General features: G+C 38.2%; 14 protein-coding genes and 1 pseudogene. 4 read left to right on the top strand and 11 right to left on the bottom strand.

Annotated elements, in window-relative coordinates; genetic code table 11:
* Nucleotides 1-45 precede the first annotated feature (45 nt).
* The 3 genes from J2Z23_RS11930 (at nucleotide 46) to J2Z23_RS11940 (ending at nucleotide 2,784) form a co-directional block, all read left to right on the top strand.
* Nucleotides 46-447, top strand: a complete 402-nt coding sequence (locus J2Z23_RS11930) for a helix-turn-helix domain-containing protein (RefSeq protein WP_057982519.1) — start codon at nucleotides 46-48, stop codon at nucleotides 445-447.
* Between the two features lie 357 nt (nucleotides 448-804).
* Nucleotides 805-1,470 carry a hypothetical protein gene (locus J2Z23_RS11935; RefSeq protein WP_209974059.1) on the top strand — a complete coding sequence of 222 codons (666 nt, stop codon included), beginning with the start codon at nucleotides 805-807 and terminating at the stop codon, nucleotides 1,468-1,470.
* 75 nt (nucleotides 1,471-1,545) lie between these two features.
* Nucleotides 1,546-2,784, top strand: a complete 1,239-nt coding sequence (locus J2Z23_RS11940; RefSeq protein ID WP_057982521.1) for an efflux RND transporter periplasmic adaptor subunit — start codon at nucleotides 1,546-1,548, stop codon at nucleotides 2,782-2,784.
* 187 nt (nucleotides 2,785-2,971) lie between these two features.
* Here J2Z23_RS11940 and J2Z23_RS11945 read toward each other — a convergent pair whose 3' ends face one another.
* From J2Z23_RS11945 to nagA, 3 genes are all read right to left on the bottom strand, one after another.
* Nucleotides 2,972-4,186 carry an MFS transporter gene (locus J2Z23_RS11945; RefSeq protein WP_209974061.1) on the bottom strand — a complete coding sequence of 405 codons (1,215 nt, stop codon included), beginning with the start codon at nucleotides 4,184-4,186 and terminating at the stop codon, nucleotides 2,972-2,974.
* 225 nt (nucleotides 4,187-4,411) lie between these two features.
* Nucleotides 4,412-5,119 (bottom strand): glucosamine-6-phosphate deaminase, encoded by a 708-nt coding sequence (gene nagB, locus J2Z23_RS11950; RefSeq protein ID WP_209974063.1) that lies wholly within the window; start codon nucleotides 5,117-5,119, stop codon nucleotides 4,412-4,414.
* 73 nt (nucleotides 5,120-5,192) lie between these two features.
* Nucleotides 5,193-6,335 carry an N-acetylglucosamine-6-phosphate deacetylase gene (nagA, locus tag J2Z23_RS11955; RefSeq protein ID WP_064468897.1) on the bottom strand — a complete coding sequence of 381 codons (1,143 nt, stop codon included), beginning with the start codon at nucleotides 6,333-6,335 and terminating at the stop codon, nucleotides 5,193-5,195.
* A 261-nt stretch (nucleotides 6,336-6,596) separates the two neighbouring features.
* Here nagA and J2Z23_RS11960 point away from each other — a divergent pair, with 261 nt between their 5' ends.
* Nucleotides 6,597-7,931 (top strand): C40 family peptidase, encoded by a 1,335-nt coding sequence (locus J2Z23_RS11960; RefSeq protein ID WP_318249083.1) that lies wholly within the window; start codon nucleotides 6,597-6,599, stop codon nucleotides 7,929-7,931.
* Between the two features lie 780 nt (nucleotides 7,932-8,711).
* On the opposite strand, the gene J2Z23_RS11965 is transcribed toward J2Z23_RS11960, so the two are convergent.
* The 8 genes and pseudogenes from J2Z23_RS11965 to J2Z23_RS12000 all read right to left on the bottom strand — a co-directional run.
* Nucleotides 8,712-9,347: a pentapeptide repeat-containing protein gene (locus J2Z23_RS11965; RefSeq protein WP_064468845.1), complete on the bottom strand. Its 636-nt coding sequence runs from the start codon at nucleotides 9,345-9,347 to the stop codon at nucleotides 8,712-8,714.
* A gap of 132 nt (nucleotides 9,348-9,479) precedes the next feature.
* Entirely contained in the window at nucleotides 9,480-9,917 is a 438-nt protein-coding gene (locus J2Z23_RS11970) for a glycoside hydrolase family 38 N-terminal domain-containing protein (protein ID WP_209974064.1), read from the bottom strand.
* Between the two features lie 17 nt (nucleotides 9,918-9,934).
* The gene (locus J2Z23_RS11975; RefSeq protein WP_209974066.1) at nucleotides 9,935-10,840 is read right to left on the bottom strand and encodes an ROK family protein; all 906 of its coding nucleotides are present in this window, start codon (nucleotides 10,838-10,840) and stop codon (nucleotides 9,935-9,937) included.
* Between the two features lie 14 nt (nucleotides 10,841-10,854).
* Nucleotides 10,855-12,591, bottom strand: coding sequence for a class I mannose-6-phosphate isomerase (locus J2Z23_RS11980; RefSeq protein ID WP_209974068.1), 1,737 nt, complete (start codon nucleotides 12,589-12,591; stop codon nucleotides 10,855-10,857).
* Between the two features lie 163 nt (nucleotides 12,592-12,754).
* Nucleotides 12,755-13,480 (bottom strand): GntR family transcriptional regulator, encoded by a 726-nt coding sequence (locus J2Z23_RS11985; protein WP_057982537.1) that lies wholly within the window; start codon nucleotides 13,478-13,480, stop codon nucleotides 12,755-12,757.
* 334 nt (nucleotides 13,481-13,814) lie between these two features.
* Nucleotides 13,815-16,220 carry a glycoside hydrolase family 38 N-terminal domain-containing protein gene (locus J2Z23_RS11990; RefSeq protein WP_057982538.1) on the bottom strand — a complete coding sequence of 802 codons (2,406 nt, stop codon included), beginning with the start codon at nucleotides 16,218-16,220 and terminating at the stop codon, nucleotides 13,815-13,817.
* A 91-nt stretch (nucleotides 16,221-16,311) separates the two neighbouring features.
* Complete coding sequence (locus J2Z23_RS11995; protein ID WP_057982540.1) at nucleotides 16,312-17,925, bottom strand: extracellular solute-binding protein; 1,614 nt, start codon at nucleotides 17,923-17,925, stop codon at nucleotides 16,312-16,314.
* An 893-nt stretch (nucleotides 17,926-18,818) separates the two neighbouring features.
* Nucleotides 18,819-19,411: pseudogene (locus J2Z23_RS12000) on the bottom strand (transposase); the annotation flags it as partial.
* Between the last annotated feature and the right edge of the window lie 21 nt (nucleotides 19,412-19,432).

Here is a 19,432-nt window from a genome sequence, read left to right on the forward strand (position 1 = left end):
TTTTTGTCGGTATGTTTAACGAAAAAGCTAAATGGGGGAAGTAGCATGGCATTCCATCAGGAACTAAAAAAATATCGGGAAGAAATCTTAGGGATCAGCCAAGATGAAGCGATTAAGCGGCTTCATATGACACAGGCAGCTCTTTCCAATTATGAACATGGGAAACGCCAGATTTCTATTGAAACGCTGCAACAATTTCAACGTGCGTACGCCATTCCACAGGATCACCTAATACGTATCCTTTTTGGTGAAGAAACAGGTACAGAATATACCCCGATGATGTTGCGTGAGCACACAAAAGATTCAGAGCTAACGAAAATTCTTGACATGATTGAAAACAACGAAAACTTATATAGGTTTCTCGTTTCCCTCTCTCATTCCGATGAAAAAACTCAACGGCTCGTAAGCGATTTTCTTCCACACACATTAAAACTTGCCCAACGATAATTACGGAAAGAAAATACCCGTTCAAAAATTCTAGCATTGATTTGATGAGTAGGAACAAGCGTTAACCAATCATATCCCTTCTATTGAGGATGTTGGTTAACGCTTTTCATATTCGCTTATTCCTCATCCATCTAAAGTCCTTTTTTACCAACTTAAGAAGGAAAGAAACATTTTGAGGAGAATTTCTTTAAGGTACGTGTTCAAAAAGGAGGAAGCAATTCGAGGTGGTGACATCGACGTTCGACACAGGACGTGTCGGTACTTAGTCGAAGATCCTTTAGCACGCGGTGTCATTTTTACCAGACTTTTTGAACATCCTCTTTAACATATAGATGTCGACTTTTGAAGCAGGTGATCATGTTGATTTATGAATTAAATATTTTTAAAGGTTTATTTCACCCTAAACAAAGCTTTTATCAGCTAGCCAAAGCGGAGGCGATGGAGAGATGGCGTTGGCGTATTTTTTTCCTTTTATTGGCGAGCGCTGTCATCTTTTCTTTGTCAGGATGGATAGGAACCGGCAGCCAAGCTTTATCTCCTATATTATTGCGCCATTCTCCAACAGAATATGAGAGTCTAAGAGGCCTATTTATCATCGGCCGTTTCATACTTAGCCTTTTATTTGGGGGAGTATTTTTAACCTTACCTGCTCTTTGTTTTTGGCTATTTTCTGAAGAAACATATATAAAATTCGTTATGATTCAAGCGATTCTATTGTCCATTTTATTACTTGAGCAAATTTCTTACATAGTCTTAGCGATCAGTTTGGATTTGCCTTGGTATTCCTCCCCACTTTCCCTTGGGGTTATCGGGCAGTATCTGACAAGTCATAAATATCTTATTTATTTACTTGGTTCCATTTCGATTTTCAAGATTTGGGTAATGGTTTTACAATATCGTGGGTTAAAACGAATTTTACTTCTACCGCGTTTCCCACTAGTTTTACTCATTTTTAGTGTGCATCTCATTTCTTGGTGCTCCACCTCTGCGATAGCGGTATTTAATTTTGTGGATCTATTATAACGATGTCCTTTGCATGTGTTAAACCAATAAGAGCCTTTTATGATTATTCAACCTACTTAAAAGCTGGTGATTCTTATGAAAAAAAGTCTAATTTTACTTCTAAGTGTTCTGTTTATTGGGATTAATATTTTTTTACTTGAAAAAGATGGCAGTAAAGCAAAGCGAGTGACTCATCTTTCTCAGTGGGATGTTTTAAACTCCGGTAATCTTGAAGAGACTTTACAGACGGAAGGAATGGTGGTGCCTGCGGAAAAGCAGCCTATTTTTCTGGATCCACAAACTCCTTTTAAAAATTTCTTAGTAGAGAATGGGGAAGTAGTCGAAAAAGGCACACCACTTTTTGAATATGAAAGTTCACATCAAGAAGAACAGCTTGCCGTAGTGGATGCAGAGATATCGCGTTTGGAATCTGAGAAAGAAAATATTAACTTTTATATTGAGGAACTTGTGCGTATGAAGGCTAATTTTTATACGATAGATGTTTTCTCTCAGGAAAAACCTGAAGTGGAAAGTCAAGCAGCTAAAGCAGTGGAAGCTGCATCGCTCAATGGATTATCATTGTCACTTGATCAAACAATCGCTGAGAAGGAACTTGAGAAGAGTAATATCGAGGAAACCATTCAGCAATATGAAACACAACGGGAAACAATCCAAAATGGAATGAACGGCTTAACCATTTACAGTCCAGTAGAAGGAACAGTGACCGCTCTTTCCCTTGAATTAAAAAATCCAATTATGAGTATTTTTTCTAAGAATACGATAGTGGAGGGACAATTATCAGAGAAACAAGTGGAAAAAGTGCAATTAGATATGCCAGTAAAACTATATTCTAGCGAACTTGATAAGAAAATCACCGGGAAAGTCATCTTGATTGAGGAGCTTCCGCTTGAAAATGCCGCTTTGGATCAGCCTAGTTTTTATCGTTTCACCATCGAGCCAGAAACAGAAGATGAAAAATGGCGAGTGGGTCATCACTTGCAGGCTAAGATTATTCTTGCTGAAGCACACGGGGTACCAATCGTTTCGCAAAAAAGTGTTGTAAAGAATGGTCGTCAGGCTTTTCTTTGGGCTTTAACAGAAGATGGGACCCTTGAAGAAAGACCCATTCAACGAGGACTACTCGTAGACAAACGGCAAGAAATCACAAGTGGTATGAAAACTGGGGAATACTATGTTCCTAACCCTAAAGAGGTTAGAAAAACAAGCCCTTTTATTACAAGTTTTCAGTGGGACAAACAAATGTTTCATACATGGAAAGAATTTAGTTCTCGCAAAATAATAAAATATCTGTTGGTAGGACTATTACAAAGATAACAAGCTATCTGACTTAGGAATAAATACTAATTTTATACACCATCCTATATATGGCAATCTCGTCCTAATTAACGATGTTGATCCTCTCCAAGCCAATACTCTGAGCCAATAAAAATGCCATCACAACTTTATTGGCTCTAGTTCTTATTCTCGTGAGGCTGCAATACCTCTTCCATTTTATCCCGCACTATAGTTCACTTGTAGGAATAATTTTTTTTACACGACTTTGCGGACGATACCAGATCATAATCCCAAGATAAATAATGGCACTGGCTAGATAGACGAACAATAACCCATGCTCCCATTCAACAAACCAATATGACACCATTGGCCCTAATGCTGAGCCTAAGTCTGTCATCACAGAATAGGCTGTCATCACGGCGATAACAGATGTTGTCTTAGCTGTATCTGAGGCTAAGGCATCCATTAATGTGTTCGTTGCCGTACTAGTTATCATGACAAACAGAACAATGATTATCCATAAATAAATAGGGAGTTCCCATGGAATCAAGGCATAACCAATCGCTGCACTTAAAAGCGACAGAAGAAATAAGGGGATTCTTCCTTTGAATCCATCAGATATTTTCCCTACTTTCGTTGCGAGGAAAGGTTCCCAAACCCATCTTATCGATTGCAAAACACCTGCTAAAGCCGTACTGCTGATTATGATCCCAAAGACCGAAATGGAATCCGAATAATTCGTATCAATAAGCAAGCTAAGTGTTGAACTGAATACGGCCTGTAACAGCGCAATCCATAAACCACATATAAGAACCCGCAAAATTGACTTCTTCCAAATTTGCGTTCTCAATGATTGTTCTGGTGGAATCTCTTCTTGTTCTGACAATTGTCGATCAGATATAAATAGAATGATAGGAATTAAGGCAATAAACGTCATCAGCCCAAAAGCCAGAGAAACGGTTTGAACTCCTAAAAGAGGAACAAGCAAACCACCAACAAGCATTCCTGCCAAGCTTCCAAGCCGAAAGATCCCATTATAACTGCCCATATGTTTACCGCGATTGCCATCGTGAGAATAACTTATTACGGTGAAATATCCACCCATTCTTAGAAAGGACCAAGCTACTCCCCATAAACTTCGAAGAATTAACCAGGCGATAAAACCTTTAAAAATCCCATAGCCTATTGTTGTAAAGGCGCCAATCAGAACAGCGATAAATAGTCCTGTCCGAAGGGACATCCTTTTATATAACCAACCAATCAGTGGGTTTAATGGCAGGCGGACAAAGCGATTAATGGAAAGCAAAACTCCCACTTCCCATAAGGATTGCAAGCCAACTTCTCGCCAGTATACGGGTAAGATTATGTATAACATTGAATCTCCTAATAAGCAGATGGCCGTCACAAGGGCGACAACGGTTACCGGCCTTTTATCATTCATACTGTCTCTCCCTCTCATGTAAATTTTCGGGAGAAAAAGGGATCTTCTACTCCGCTTTAAAGGGCTGGACTCATAATAGCTTTCCTTCAGTGTCTTGTTATCAATAATGAAAAAGGGACAGAGCATAGCCTATCTATTGATAGAGCATAGACAAATGCAGTCTATCTAGATGTGGCTTTACTCAAGTCCCTTGTTTAGAAAAGTGGTGATTCACCATTTTTCGAATTATTTTAATTTCCCAGCTGCCGCTTCGTCGATAATGATTGTTACATCAGGATGAATCTGTAATACTGATGCAGGGCATTCTTCTGTGACTGATCCCTCTACCATCTGCTGTACAGCCTCCGCTTTCGCTTCACCAAAAGCAAGGAGAATAATCTTTTTTGCAGACATAATGGAAGCTATCCCCATTGAAAGGGCATGGGTCGGCACATCTTCTACTCTTTCAAAAAAGCGTTTATTCGCATCAATTGTTTCTTTTGTAAGTTCAACAACATGTGTTTTTGTCGCAAATGATGTTCCAGGTTCATTAAATCCAATATGTCCATTCGTTCCAAGACCAAGAATTTGCAGATCTACCGGATTCTCATTTAGAATTTGTTCGTAACGTTCACATTCTGCTTCTAAATCAGAAGCCATTCCATCAGGTAAGTGCGATGCTTTAAAATTTAGACTGTTAAACAACTCATTTTCCATATAATAATGATAACTTTGCGGATCATCTGCTGCTAAGCCAATATATTCATCAAGGTTCACGGTTGTGATGTTTTCAACGTTTAGCTTCGCTTCCCGCATTTCAGAATAAAACCCTAATGGTGTACTACCTGTTGCTAATCCCAATGTTTGAATTGTACCGTTTTCTACTCCTTCTCGCACCAAGGCAAAAGCTTTTTTAGATGCTTCTTGGGCATTCTTAGCTGTAATAATATTCATTTTCATCCCTCACATTATTGATCATTTCATCGAATCCTTAGCCTGATTCAAATTAAATTGTAAAACATAAATTTTACTTTTTAAAGTTTTTTCCAAGCCGATACGTATTTTCCACTTCAAATTGTGGGTTCATTAAAACAAAATCCGCATCCTTACCTGCTTCTAATAGGCCCTTTTGTGTTAATCCAAATTCACGTGCTTGGTTACTAGAAGTCATTTGCACTGCTTCAGCAATCGAACAGCCTGTGAATTCCATAATGTTACGAAATGCCAAATCCATTGTCAATACACTTCCAGCAAGTGAGCCATTTTCTAGACGGGCCTCCCCATCAACCATAATAACCTTTTGACCGCCTAACTCATAATCGCCATTTTCCATTCCTTTTGCCATCATGGCATCTGAGATTAATGTTATTCCTTCTGCCCCTTTTACAAGGTAGGCAAGTTTGATCATATCAGGATGAATATGGACCCCATCGGCAATCATTTCCACTTGTAACCCATCCGTAATTAGTGCATGTCCAGCGACCCCTGCTTCACGATGATGCAGGCCACGCATCCCATTATATAAATGAGTAGCATGTGAAGCAGCGCTATCAAGAAGCTCTGCACGAACCGCATCAGAGTGGCCAACAGACGGAACAATTCCTCGCTCTATCATAACTTGTTCAAATTCTCGGGCTTTCTCTAACTCTGGCGCATATGTCACAAGCTTAATCTGTTCCCCACAAGCTTCATGCCATTTTAGGAAAGTTTCAATATCAGCAGGTCCCATATACTGTGGATCTTGTGCCCCAGCCTTTATAGGATTAATGAAAGGACCTTCTAGATGAACACCCTCAATATGTGCCCCCATCTCTTTAGCTGTTTTAATTGCTTCCATTGCTTTCGTAATATTTTCATACGTCTGTGTCATCGTTGTCGCAAAAAAGGAAGTGACCCCTTCCCCCATTAGTTTTTCACTTAATTTCACATTAGATTCAGGGTCAGCATCCATAAAATCAATTCCATGTCCACCATGAATATGAATATCAATCATGCCGGGAATAAGCAGACTGCCGCTCGCGTCTATAACTGTTTCAGCTTCCTGTTCTTTATACTTACTCATTGGCCCTACTTCGATAATTCGCTCGGAAAATCGCATATACCCTTGCTTAATCGCTTCCGTTTTTCCCCCTGGATAAATCTCAGCATTTATAACAACCTTTTGTTCCAACTTATTCACCCTACTTTCTCCAACAAGTTTATTTACTTCTATTATAAATCTAGTACGTTATTATGACAAACCTCTCTATGAAAATAATCAAAAAATGCAAATTTTATGTTTAGTGTAAAAATAACAGGGTATAGGAGAATGGTAATTTACAAAAAATGTATTTTAAGTTAAATTATTGTTACAAATTGAAAACATTACATTATTCATAGGTAATTTATGCTAAAATTGTCGTTATATTGTATATGATAGGGGGATCTTATAGTGCGTAAGGCATTAGTAGGCACGGCAACGGCTGTTATTCTGACAACATCTTTCACTAGCACCGCGCTTGGAGCAACACATGAAGTAAAATCTGGGGACTCGCTTTGGAAACTCGCATCCAAATACCAAACTTCCGTCTCCCAACTAAAGGACTGGAATAATTTAAAAAGTGATTTGATTTATCCTAAGCAAGTCATTCTTGTCTCTCCTGATGAAGCAAAGAAATCTCAAGCTTCAAAGGCAAAAACACAGACAACAAATGCAAACAAACAGGTTACTACTTCTGCTTCAGCTAAGACCTATGTCGTAGTCTCTGGTGATAGCTTATTTAATATCGCTATCAAACATAATATCTCTTTAGCCGATTTAATAGCTTGGAATAATTTAAAAAATGACTTGATTCACCCTGGACAGGTACTAAAGGTTTCCAATTCAAAAACAGGAACCGCTCAAACAACTACAACTACTAAGCCAAGTGAAGCAAAGAATAATAACTCTAATAGTACGAGTCAAAAAACAGATACATATAAAGTCGTTAGTGGTGATACATTAAGCGGAATTGCTGCTAAATACGGTACTACGGTAAGTAAAATAAAGTCTCTGAATGGACTAAATTCCGACTTAATTCGTGTTGGACAAGTTTTAAAAATTTCGGGAACAGCAACAGAAAAACCGGCTCAATCTGTAAAACCGAATGAATCTAACAATACTAGTTCAACTAACACAAACCAAAAAACTGATTCTTATAAAGTCGTTAGTGGTGATACATTAAGTAGGATTGCTAGTAAATACGGTACAACGGTAAAGGACTTAAAGTCTCTGAATGGATTAAATTCTGACTTAATTTACGTTGGACAGGTTTTAAAAGTGAAAGGAAATGCATCTGCATCTACTTCGACTGCAAAGCCACAAACAAAACCAGCTTCAACAACTCAAAATGTGAATACCGAGTCAGCCTCAAAAACTGAAGTAACCAATGCTACGAAGCTCATTCATACAGCAAAAGGTGTACTTGGAAGTCCATATGTTTGGGGAGGAACGACGCCTGCTGGTTTTGACTGTAGTGGTTTTATCTATTATGCATTTAGCCAAAGTGGCCATAACATTAGTCGCACAAGTTCAGAAGGCTATTATGATCGTTCTTATTATGTAAAAGACCCACAACCGGGTGATCTCGTCTTTTTCAGAGATACATATAAGCCAGGCATTTCTCATATGGGAATTTACCTAGGAAATGGTGATTTTATACATGCCAATGACAAAGGTGTAAATGTTATTAATCTGAGCAACCCATATTGGAAGAGTAAATTTGATGGGTATAAGAGATTCTATTAATCTATAAGGAAAGAGGCAGCCGTTCTTGGCTGCCTCTTGTAATAAATCACATACTTCATTGCTATTAAACTTTTCATATGTAGCTGTACAATTACACTTTATAGCTTTGAAAGTAATATTCTACTAACACCTTTATAATTTTACTTTGTGATGTAAAATCAATTAGTCATTAATCTATCCCATTAACTCTTTACCATTTTATCCTTCCTTTCCTTTGAATTTTTTCAGTTTTGTAAAATCCCCATTCGTACCCATCCGGCACAAGAATTGACGAGAACAGCACAGAATGGCGCAACTTCTTCGGTCGCCTTAATTTACTGGCGGGATGCATGCTTTTTATCTGCTTCCTCTCAATAAGGATCGGCAAATGTCGAAAACCATTTAATTACCACCACTTGTTTAAATAAATCCCGAAGCGATCCCACCGTTCTTATTAAAAGTCACACTCAATAGTAAGAGTTCGTACTAAGCTAACTAACGCTGCTTTCGCAACATTATCTGGAAAACATCCAGGTATAGTTGCTGCAGAGTGGTTAGAAGTCCCTATAAAATAACTCTGTTTCTTGGTTAAAGTTCGTAAACATTGGCAATCATTCTTGCCATCTACAAATTGCTTATCTGTGGGCATACCTCAAATTCAGAATCTCGTTAATCGATTCAGTTAAATTTAAAATGGAATAAGCATAAAAACTTATAGATTCGTCTTTGCATTTTTTAACTGTTCGAGTAACATCAATTTTTGCTGTCATTTCAAACGTTGTGTCTGTTGCCACTAAAATCCTACTGTTTAATTTTTAGACCAAATAACGAAGCAAATTGTATTGCTTGAGACGTTGATATTATACATCCTTTTAAGTTCTCTATTGAAACGGTTAAAGAATCAAAATGGGATGAGCTTATATCAATTCCTTTTAATGGTGTCTCTTCAAAGTTCGCACCATTAAGATTACATGAAAGAAATTCTACCTTTTTAAGCTTACAGTCAAAAAGATCAACGCTTTCTAACGCAGCATCATCAAAAATCACCTTTTCAAGTTTTGAGTTACCGAACGCAACCATATTAAGAATTGATTCCCTAAATCTTGTATTACCGATATAAGAGTCGGTTAAGTTGCAGCCAAGTAACTTACAATTAAGAAATTCAACTCGATTCATGGAGGCATTACCCAAATTAGCATTGGATAAATCACAATTCTCAAAGCACACATCAGTAAGATCAATTCGGCTAAAATCCGTATTTTTGAGATTGCAATTCCTAATGACTGTTTTATATAGTCTCATTCGCTCAAGTCTTTCGTCGGCAAATTCTGAATCGGTAACCATACACATTTCAAATTCCGTATCTTCTTCATAAAAAATATCTGTAAATCTTTTTTCCGTTAAATCTTCAGGGATCTTGGGGTTGTCAATCTTCACTGTATATCTACCTACTTTCAAACGAATTCAATTCATTTATAAACTCTCTAGATACAACCATAAGAGAACGTATGATCTTTTACAAGACTTGACTTTTATGCATTTTTCGATACAGAAAATTCATCAAATTGCCTATCTTCCTAAGGTTTCGGCATATCCCCAAGAAAATCCGTTAATATTTGCCGTCATCGCGGAATTTAAGTCAAGCTGATTCCTTTCCGCATATTCTCTTCCCTTTTGAAACTTCTGATCTAGAATCTCATTATCTACTAGTTCCGTCATATTTATGTAGGTGAGGGAAATATCAATAAGGCCCTTTACATATTTTGTAAACTTCCTTTTGTATTCTTCATCGCAGTTTTCAAGGAAGTTCTCCACCTGCCAGAAATTCTCACATGTCCATTTGTAGCCCTCCCATTCTTTTTTCGAACCATTTCGGGCGGCGTCCAAAATATCAATCACCGATTTGATATAGTCAACATGATATCTTTCAATTTTTTCTTGACGATCTGTACAACCAATATCAGTATGAGAGTGATGAATCAAGTATAAGGTCCATTTCTTTTTCATCTTAAGTCCACCTATCCTTATTTTTTTTGGTTTAATAAATACACCAAGCCCTTACATGTACTAAGCGTTCCATTCTCACTTGTCTTTATCTTGGTTCTTATTGATTGCTCCTGACCTAGTCCCGCTTGGATACCAGGCTTCATCCACTTCATGCTCCCCGCAATCTGCCCGCCGAAAGCGATACAATCTGGTTGGAATGATTGTACATAACGCTGTAGAGCTGTTCCGATCAGATAACCGAATTTATAAAAAACGTCCTGCGCCTTTTGTGAACCTTTTTGTGAAGCTTGATAGAGCGCTAATCCATCCAGTTCGTTCATGTTCATTTGCCTGGCTACCATTTTTAAACCGTTTGCTGATAAATAGTCTTCGATCGTTCCATCTAAAAATGGATCTTGATAAATCATGCCATTTTCCTGTAAACTATATTTGTTTTTTACAATCTCACCTTTTTCAATAAAAGTGGAACCACAGCCTGTCCCTAACATAATGAACATCACTTTATCTGCGTGTTGGCCCACGCCATCTATATATTCACCGATCGAAAAGGCTACCGCATCGTTTTCAAATAGAAAAGGGATGTTTGCCGGAAAATCCATATCAACCAGCCATTTCTGGAAATAAGACTTTAGCTTGACTTGATATAGAGCATCATATTTTCGCAAACCCTTTATCAAACTGATGCCATTGTCATAATCAAAAGGGCCTGGGAAGGCGACCCCTATCCCCCTTAATGCTCCCTTTTGTTCCTGCACAACCTGAAGTTGTCTTTTGACGATCGATTCAAAGTGGGCCAATATTTCTAATTTCTCTCGCTCAGCATGAGAAGGATACTTTTCGCACTCTACCTGATTTCCATGTAAGAGGTTTACTTTTATTTCAGTCCCACCGACATCCAAGCACAAATAAAATTCTTCGGTCATTGTTTCCACCCCAATTAACGAACAAAGGCTTTAATAGTTATTAATTCTTTTCCAACACTACTACCATGCGGTTTAATTCTGTAGTTCTTCACTGTCTCAGGGATGATAAAAGTTTCACCATAATGGACAACAAATGGGGCAAAACTTCCATCTACACTCTCTACAACAGCCTCGTCACCTTCTACTAAATTTAATACATTTACACTCCCGTGCGTTTCATGTAATACTTCTCCGGAAAAAGTGTGTCTTCGAGTTTCGATAAATTCACTTTCATGAAGCCCAGTTCGTTCTTCCTTCCATGTTTCATTTGTAACTAGCACTTCAAAACGATTGGCTAGTTCCTCTTCCACCCAATCTTGGTCACGAGAGAAGACGATATTCGGTTCGCCATGCTCTAAATGTACAGGTCGTGGGACCCCATCTAGACCAACCCGTTCCCAATCCCATAGTTTAAATGTAAAACGGTTAGGAGTCGCACTGATTTCCAGTACAACAGAGTTTGCACCTGCACTATGAATCGTTCCCGCCGGGATAGAGTAGTGATCATGCTTTTTGATTGGTCGTTTATAAATATAATCTTCATCTGGAAAACGTCTCGCGCCAGTCTCAGCCAATCTTAGTTGCTGCATCATCTCTTCTTTGTCTGTACCATTTTTTACCCCTAAATAAATCTTGGCCTCTTCTTCTGCTTCAACAATATAGTAGCTTTCATCCTGTGTATAATGCGCACCAAATACATCCTGGACATAGTCTGTTAACGGATGCACTTGCAGGCTGAGGTTTCCTCCCCCCATCGTATCGAGGAAATCAAAACGAATCGGAAATTCTGCACCAAAGCGACCATAAACTCTTTCCCCTAGTAAAGGCAATGGTTGGTGCATAACGACATTATTAGCCGGTATTTCCATCCGTACATCACCAAACTTTAGATATAAACTGTTCTCTTCAGGAACCCCATCGAAGCTCCATGCTAAATTAATTTTGTCTTGTCCGACCTGAAAGTTTTCTTGCATCCAGTTTCCTCCCCAAACCCCTGGGTCAAAAAAGGGCACTAAACGGAAGGGCTGTCTAGCAACCTGCTCTAATGCTTGAAAATAACTCCCGGCATCTATCATGACAGGGTGATGTTCCTGATGTGTATCCAAAAAATAATCAATGTTAGTAAATAATTGCTTTTTCAATTTATCCGCTACCCGCCATTCAAAAAAATAGCCACGTTTCACCATTCTTAAAGGATCTTCCCCAAAATTATCGGCTTTCCAATTACTGAATTCCCCTGAGCGATAACGATTTTGAATTTCCCATCTAGCTAAGTCGGCATAGATTAGAAGATCAGTTTCATAGAGTAAAGAAGCTCCTACTCCATATATGACGATCCATTCATTATTCTGTATTTTTGCTTGAATACTGGTCTTCAACTCTTTTTGTTTTTGCACATCAACAAAATCAGAAAAACTGTGATGGCTCATTAAACCAAAAACTCGATCATCCGTTAAATTCATTTGGATCATCTCGGAAACCTTTTGCGATGAATAAAATTGATCAGATGCTTGCACGATATAACTTGGATTCAATGGTTTAATGAGTTCTTCTAACAACTCACTTTCATTCACAGTAGGGTAGCATTCTATTGTTATGACATTAGTTCGTGATTGAGTTATCTTGTGTCTGATTGTGTCTATGATTGCGTCATATCCACTGCATGCCTGTTGCTCTGCTTCAACTTTTACCTCTGGAAAGGGATTAAACATTGTGTTCCTCCTAATGTATCTTTGTTATGACATTACTTTAGAGTCTATCACAATTTAATAACGGAAATTGTCTTTTTAAGAGCACCATCCTAGTAAGCTTAGCGAGCTTTGTTATAGATTTCGGATTGATGGCCCTAGTTTTTTATTTGAATCACGACCTCATTTATTCACGAAAATCTAAATAGTAACGGTACCTTTTTCCAATATAAAAGCATTCAGTATACTCGTAAAAATTTTCATCGGCTTGTGAGGTAAAACGAACTCTTTTCAAGACAGGTTCAGATTCCTTTATTTTTAACTTTCTTTGCACTTCACGATTAGGGGATACAGCCTCAACGTACTCCCTTTCCTGATTTACACTAATATTTTTTGTCCGTAAATAAGCGTAAAAGGAAGAATAATAATCTTTAGCATCTAAAGAATAATCGCGATCATAGGCAATATAGGTGACAAAGAAGGCAAAAATAGAATCCTCGTCTCCTCGTACTCGCTTTAAGACCAGCACTTCGCTTCCAACTTCACTATTTAAAAACTTAGCCAGACGTTTATTCGCATGCTCTATTTTCACCTCTACGTCTACTGTTTTTGCAAGCTTCCCACGCTCCTGTAGTTCTTGCGTAAATCCCTTAACAATTGTAAAATGATCTTCCTCTTGAAATGTATCCTTGACGAACGTACCCTTTGATCGAATGCGCACGAGCAAATTTTCCTTCATTAATTCATCAATGGCCTTCCGAATCGTGATCCGACTTACATGATAGATATCACACAGCTCCATTTCTGTAGGAATTCGCTCACCTTCCGGCCATTTCTCCGTTTGAATATGCAATCGCATGTCATCGGCAATTTGCGCGTATAATGGATATGCTGCTTGATTGTATATTTTCATTATATTTTCACTGCTTTCTATTTGTACTTATCACTAGTCTCTTTTGTTCCATTTGATAAGTCAAGCACTTCTATTCCCTTTTATATAAACACTCATAGCGGGAAAACCAAACGTAATGTTTACCATAACAGAACAAAAGGAAATCTTATAAAAAATGGACATGACATTAACTTCTTATTACATATACGATAAGAATACAAATACTGATTCGTCATCTAAATCCAAAGCTACTAATGGAGCATAAAAGCTAGAAGCTAAGGACCAAATAACCTACGACAATTTTAGCCGTAGGTTATTTACGTGAGACTCTTCTTTTATAGGAGATACTCCGTTCTTATTCAGGGTTAACTGGAAAGGTGACAAGTCCTTCGTTTAACTCTTGACACTTCTCAAGCAGCTGCTCCGCACTCTGCTTCTCTGAAACGAAATAAAGCTGATAATCAAACTCATAAAATCCGGATAAATCTACTTTAAAGTTGGTTTCCCAAAAGTTATTCATTACCCATGAGTAGACAAGGTCCTTGTTTTTCTTATGGGTGTTTTCATTACACAATTCAATTTCATGATGATCCAAAGTCCCTAAAGTGATTAATGGGGTATCCTTGATCGCGACAAGTAGGGCTTGTTCCTCATCTTTAAATGCTAATCCATTCTGCAGCAGGTAGAACTCGGTATTGGTACCAGGCAACTGATCAATCGCCGGTCTGAATACGTTTCCTGTCTTCTCGACAAATAGCTCGCTTGCTTCCCCTAAACTAAATGGAAGTGGGATATAAAGATTTTCAGGAGCCCACTCATTTTGCTTTTGAATCCTTACATTAACGCCAATTTTCGGCATATCTTTATACACCTTTAAGACCACATTATACATTTCCGTTCCGGCCAATGCGAAATCCATTTTAATCGATGTAAACAGTTTTCCATCTTCTATTACTTTCATATTTTTCAAGCTAGCTTCGTGGCGCTCTGATAATCTTCCTTTGCGATTGAGTCCCATCACTCTTCTTTCTGTACTAGGATCTGTTTGAATTGGCGTTTTTTCATATACACCAGCAAACGGTGCATAGAGGGCATCTGGATGAATTAATTCCTCTCCGCTATGCTTATGAACAAATGATTCAATTCCTGAGCTATGATTAAACGTGATTTTATAATCATTTGTTTCCATAACATGGGTATTCACCATCTTTTCATATCCAGGATACGCGGCTAAATCTTCCACGCCGGCATGATTCACGACCATTTTCTTTTGCGGAGCTTTTCCTCTCCGCAATTTAACCATTCTTTCTTCCTTAGGATCTAACGTAATAGCAAATTCAATCTGGTTCCCTCTAGAGATAGATGTAAGCTGGGAATCTAGCACTTCATTTGTTTGACAATCTACAACTTCAATAGAGTTATCTAAATAAGCTCCATCAATATGCTCCCAATTCTTCATTTGAATAGAAGTATAATCAGTCACTCGATTATGATGAGGATTGACTACTTTAAAGAACTGTTTTCGATCTATTTGATGGGCCACTTCTCCGAGATTGCTTAATACTTCATCTAAATTTTTCGATATAAGTCGATTTGCGTTGGTCGCATATGCAGCTTTCCGAAAATCCAAATCATTAACCAATGTGTTCCACGGTTCTCTTACGGAAGAATTGTAGCCCCAAGTGTGTTCTGCGTATAACATTAGCTGATACTCAGCCTCTTTTAAAAATGGCAGCTTCCCTAACTTATCTTCTGGATCTAATTTTTTCGATAAGTGATATTTGCGTTGTGCATCACGGTATATTTTTGTTGGTGCTGGTGTAGAGCCAACTCCATCTGCCCACCAGTCTGTCCAGTCACCTGAATAGGTTGGAATATCGATAGCTTGCTTACGTAGAAATAGAAAAAACTCATTCAATGTGATTAGTTCAATTTCCACTTGCTCACCATGCTTCGCATTCCATTTATGAATCATTTCCATTAGGCGCGGATTAGGAGGTGAATTATCCGTCCCAATTCCAGAAATCATATTAGGAATGAAATCAAATGGATAATCTTCTTCTTCTAAGTTTTCTAGGTACGTAAAGATTCGCTGTTCTGCAATATCCATTTGATCAGAGGTCGTCACTGTTGCTGAACCTTTATTAATTCGATAGCTATTTGGAATAAGCATAAATTGGTTCCCCATATGGTAATGGTCCCCATTCCAAACTAAAATCTTATGGCCTTTCGGTGTTTCCCACCAAAAAGGAATTTGCTTTTTATATAAAGGAAACATCCCATGATGCGTATGGACGCATGTAAACAAGTTAACAATCCCATTTTTATATAAGGTTTCAGCATACCCCCAGGAAAAACCGTTAATATCTGCCGTCATTGCGGAATTTAGATCAAGTTCGTTCGTTTCCGCATATTCCCTTCCCTTTTGAAACTTTTGATCCAAAATCTCATTATCTACTAATTCCGTCATATTTAAATAAGTGAGGGAAATATCAATAAATCCTGCTTGCACATATTTTTTGAATTTTTGACTATATTCTTCATTACAGTTTTCAAGAAACTGTTCCACTTGCCAAAAATTCTCACAAGTCCATTTAAAGCCTTCCCATTCTTTTTTCGTACCACTTTCGATTGCGTCTATGCTATCAATAGCTGATTTAATATAATCCACATGATGTCTTTCAATTTTCTCTTGGCGATCTGTATAGCCGATATCAGTATGCGAGTGTTGAATTAAATATAGCTTCCATTTCTTTTTCATCTTAAGCCCACCTCATCATTTTTGCTAAACATACTAAGCCCTTACATTTGCTAATATTCCATTCTTTCTTACCCTTATCAAAGTACTTGGATTATTGATTTTGAATTCTTTCATATTGAGCACGTCTGATTTCTAAGTAACGATCAATCCCCATTTTTTTCAAACTGTTTACATACTCTTCCCAACCTGTTTCGATATCGACCTTACCTGTTACAAACTTCGCACGCATCTCTTCAACATATGTTTCAACATCTGTCAAGATGGCGGAAATTTCAGCACCTTCTTCCGCAGTACTTTGGAATTGAGGTAGGATAGTTTCTGGTGCTAATGCTTCAATTTCTTCAGTATTTACTTTATATATGTCATCAATTTCTAATCCTCTTGCTTTTACACGCCATTCTGGATCCGGCTCAACATATGGATAGAATGCACCATAAACATTATCTACAAACTGGAATGCGCCTAATTGTATGCCACCTTCATAATTTAAAATTTCATCATTATAGAGTGGTGCTCCATCCACCATTTCATATGTTTCTCCTTCAATTCCAAAAAAAGCGAAATTAGAACCCTCTTCGCCATAGAAGAAATCGACCCACTCAATCGACTCTTCCGGATGTTGATTATCCTTTGTAATCATAAACTGAGTAGTACCGCGAGCAGGGTGATCAATCCAGTTTAAAACTCTGTCACTATTTGGTCCATCAAAGGCATGGAATCCAACAAAGTTATCCGCAACTTTACTGCCAAGATAATCAGGACCTGGATGGGCGAAAACACCGACCTTATCTTGAGAACCTTCCGTTACCCACTCTTCATATTCCATATCAGAGAATGTTTGCGGGTGGAATAATTCTTCCTCCCAAAGCATATTAAAGTATGACCATAGTTCTTTGTATTTATCATCTGTAAGTGTTAATTGTAATTCGCCATTTTCGTCTAAATAAAGATTCATCTCAGCAGCCTTTAGACCACCCTCTCCCATACCAAAAGGACCAAGCATTTGTATTTCGAAACTTCCAATTCCACCTGGTTTTAATGAAAGCGGAGCCTCGTCATCGGCATCCCCATTACCATTAGCATCTTCTGATTTAAATTTACGAAGTACATCCGTAAATTGGTCTAGTGTTGTAATGGACGTAGGATCGTCAATCCCTATGTTTGCTAACCAATTTTTATTAATGTAATACCTTGTAGAACGTTCTGGACCTGAGAAATCTACATACGGTAAAGAATAAATATGCCCATCTGGCATTGTAACTGCTTGCTTAATAGATGGATTTTCTTCAAATAATGCTGTTAAATTTGGTGCATGCTCTGCGATCAAGTCTTCAAGTGGAATAAATAAACCCTCTTGGCCATATTTTCCCACCTCATCTGTCGAAAAGCCGAACCCTCCATAGAATGCATCTGGTAACTCCTTGGATGACATGATGACATTCTTTTTCTCTCCTCTGCTTTCATCGGGGACTTCCTCCCATTCGATGTGGATATCTGTCATTTCCTCCAGCCTTTTCCACATCCATAACTCATCTGCAGGTGGATGAATATTGCCAAAGCCTCTCTTCATAAAGTGTAACGATAACTTACCATCTTTTGTTTCATCACCTTCCTTACTAGCTTTAGAATCGTCATTGCTACAAGCCGTCAGTATCATTGAAAAAGTTAGAAGCAAAACCAATCCCAACCATGAGAGCTTTTTCATCTCACTCCTCCTAAATGGAAAATTCTATTTATATCTGAAGAATGCAGTCGCATCCTAGATACTGGGTTTTTCGTATTTTCAAAAATTGTTAAAGGTAATATCATTTGTATACATCCTTATAATGACGAGCTTAAAAACACTAAGCGTTCCATTATCACTTGCCTTTATCTTTATTGTTAATGTTTGTCCCTGACACAGTCCGCCTGAATGCCCAGTTCCATCCACCTCATGCTCTTCGCAATTTGTCCACTGAAAAACGATACAATCTGTTTGGAAGGATTGTACATCTTATGAGGCAACTGAATCCTAGAAAAACTATGCCCTTTTGTAAAGCTTGGTAGGACGCTAATTCATCTGCTTCTTTCTGGGAACCGCTTTCAAATTGCTTGTAAATAGTCTTTTATCGTTCGATCTAAAGATCAGTCTTGATAATTCATGCTATCTTCCGGTAACTTTATATTTTTTAAGATAAATAAAATTGTTCAGATGCTTACACGATATAACTTTCACAGCTTGCTTTTATTCATAATAAGCTAACATTCTATTGTTATAACATTGACTCGCGTGTGAGAATTTGTCTATGGCCTCTTTATAACCGCTACATCCCTGTTTCCTTACCTGTATTTTCGAAAGAGAATATACTTGATATACCTCCTATACTTTAATGTCCCTTTGTCATGACATTATATCACAAGCCGAAGTGTAATAATTGTCTTTTTAAACCCCTACTGCCAGTATGGTTCACATACTTTGTTATGTCTTCACTTAATATAAATATATATATCAGAGTGTAGACAAAAGGGTTGGAAATCAAAATGATTTCCAACCCTTTTGCTATTCATACAGGATCATTCCATGAAAAAGAGCCATAAATGCTCTCCTTATGGTTTCTATTACGCCATGGTTGGCGTTTTCCATGTCCAGCTGGCCAGCTTCTTAAGATGTAAGGCAGCAAAAGTCAGCATCGCCTGCATGGACATTTTTTTAAGTCCCTAAGGGTTGTCCATCGCATGCCATGCTTTTCTTTTGCATCGGCAAAGACACGCTCAATCGTCTCTTTACGCTTCCCGTATATTTCTTTGATTTCATGATTGTGACGCAAGTCCTCAGCTACATCCAAGTAATCTTGCCAGATATGACGTTGAAGCATACTGGCGGTATCCTTCCTTCCTGGTTGTTCGATAGGTAAGGACCTGTCCTTCCGGACAGAGATAGCAGTCGAAATGCTCGTCATAGACATACTCATGTTTTCTGAAGAAGCCTTCCTTTGTCATTGGTCGTTTGTACGGAAGTGCAGGAAGGATCTGTTTCTCTAAAAGGTAGTTGGCAATGGCTGGCGTTTGTATGCTGCATCAGCGGCAACGACAACTGGACGTCCTACTTCGCCGATGATTTTCTGGACTAATGGTTCAAGCCTATTGCTGTCGTGGACATTCCCTAGTGTGACGATGTTTGCAAGTACAAATCCCTTTTCATCCGTGGCAGCGCTAACCGTCAGTCAAGGATA

This window comes from Lederbergia galactosidilytica (genome assembly GCF_017873565.1).
Taxonomy (GTDB): Bacteria; Bacillota; Bacilli; order Bacillales; family Bacillaceae_C; genus Lederbergia; species Lederbergia galactosidilytica.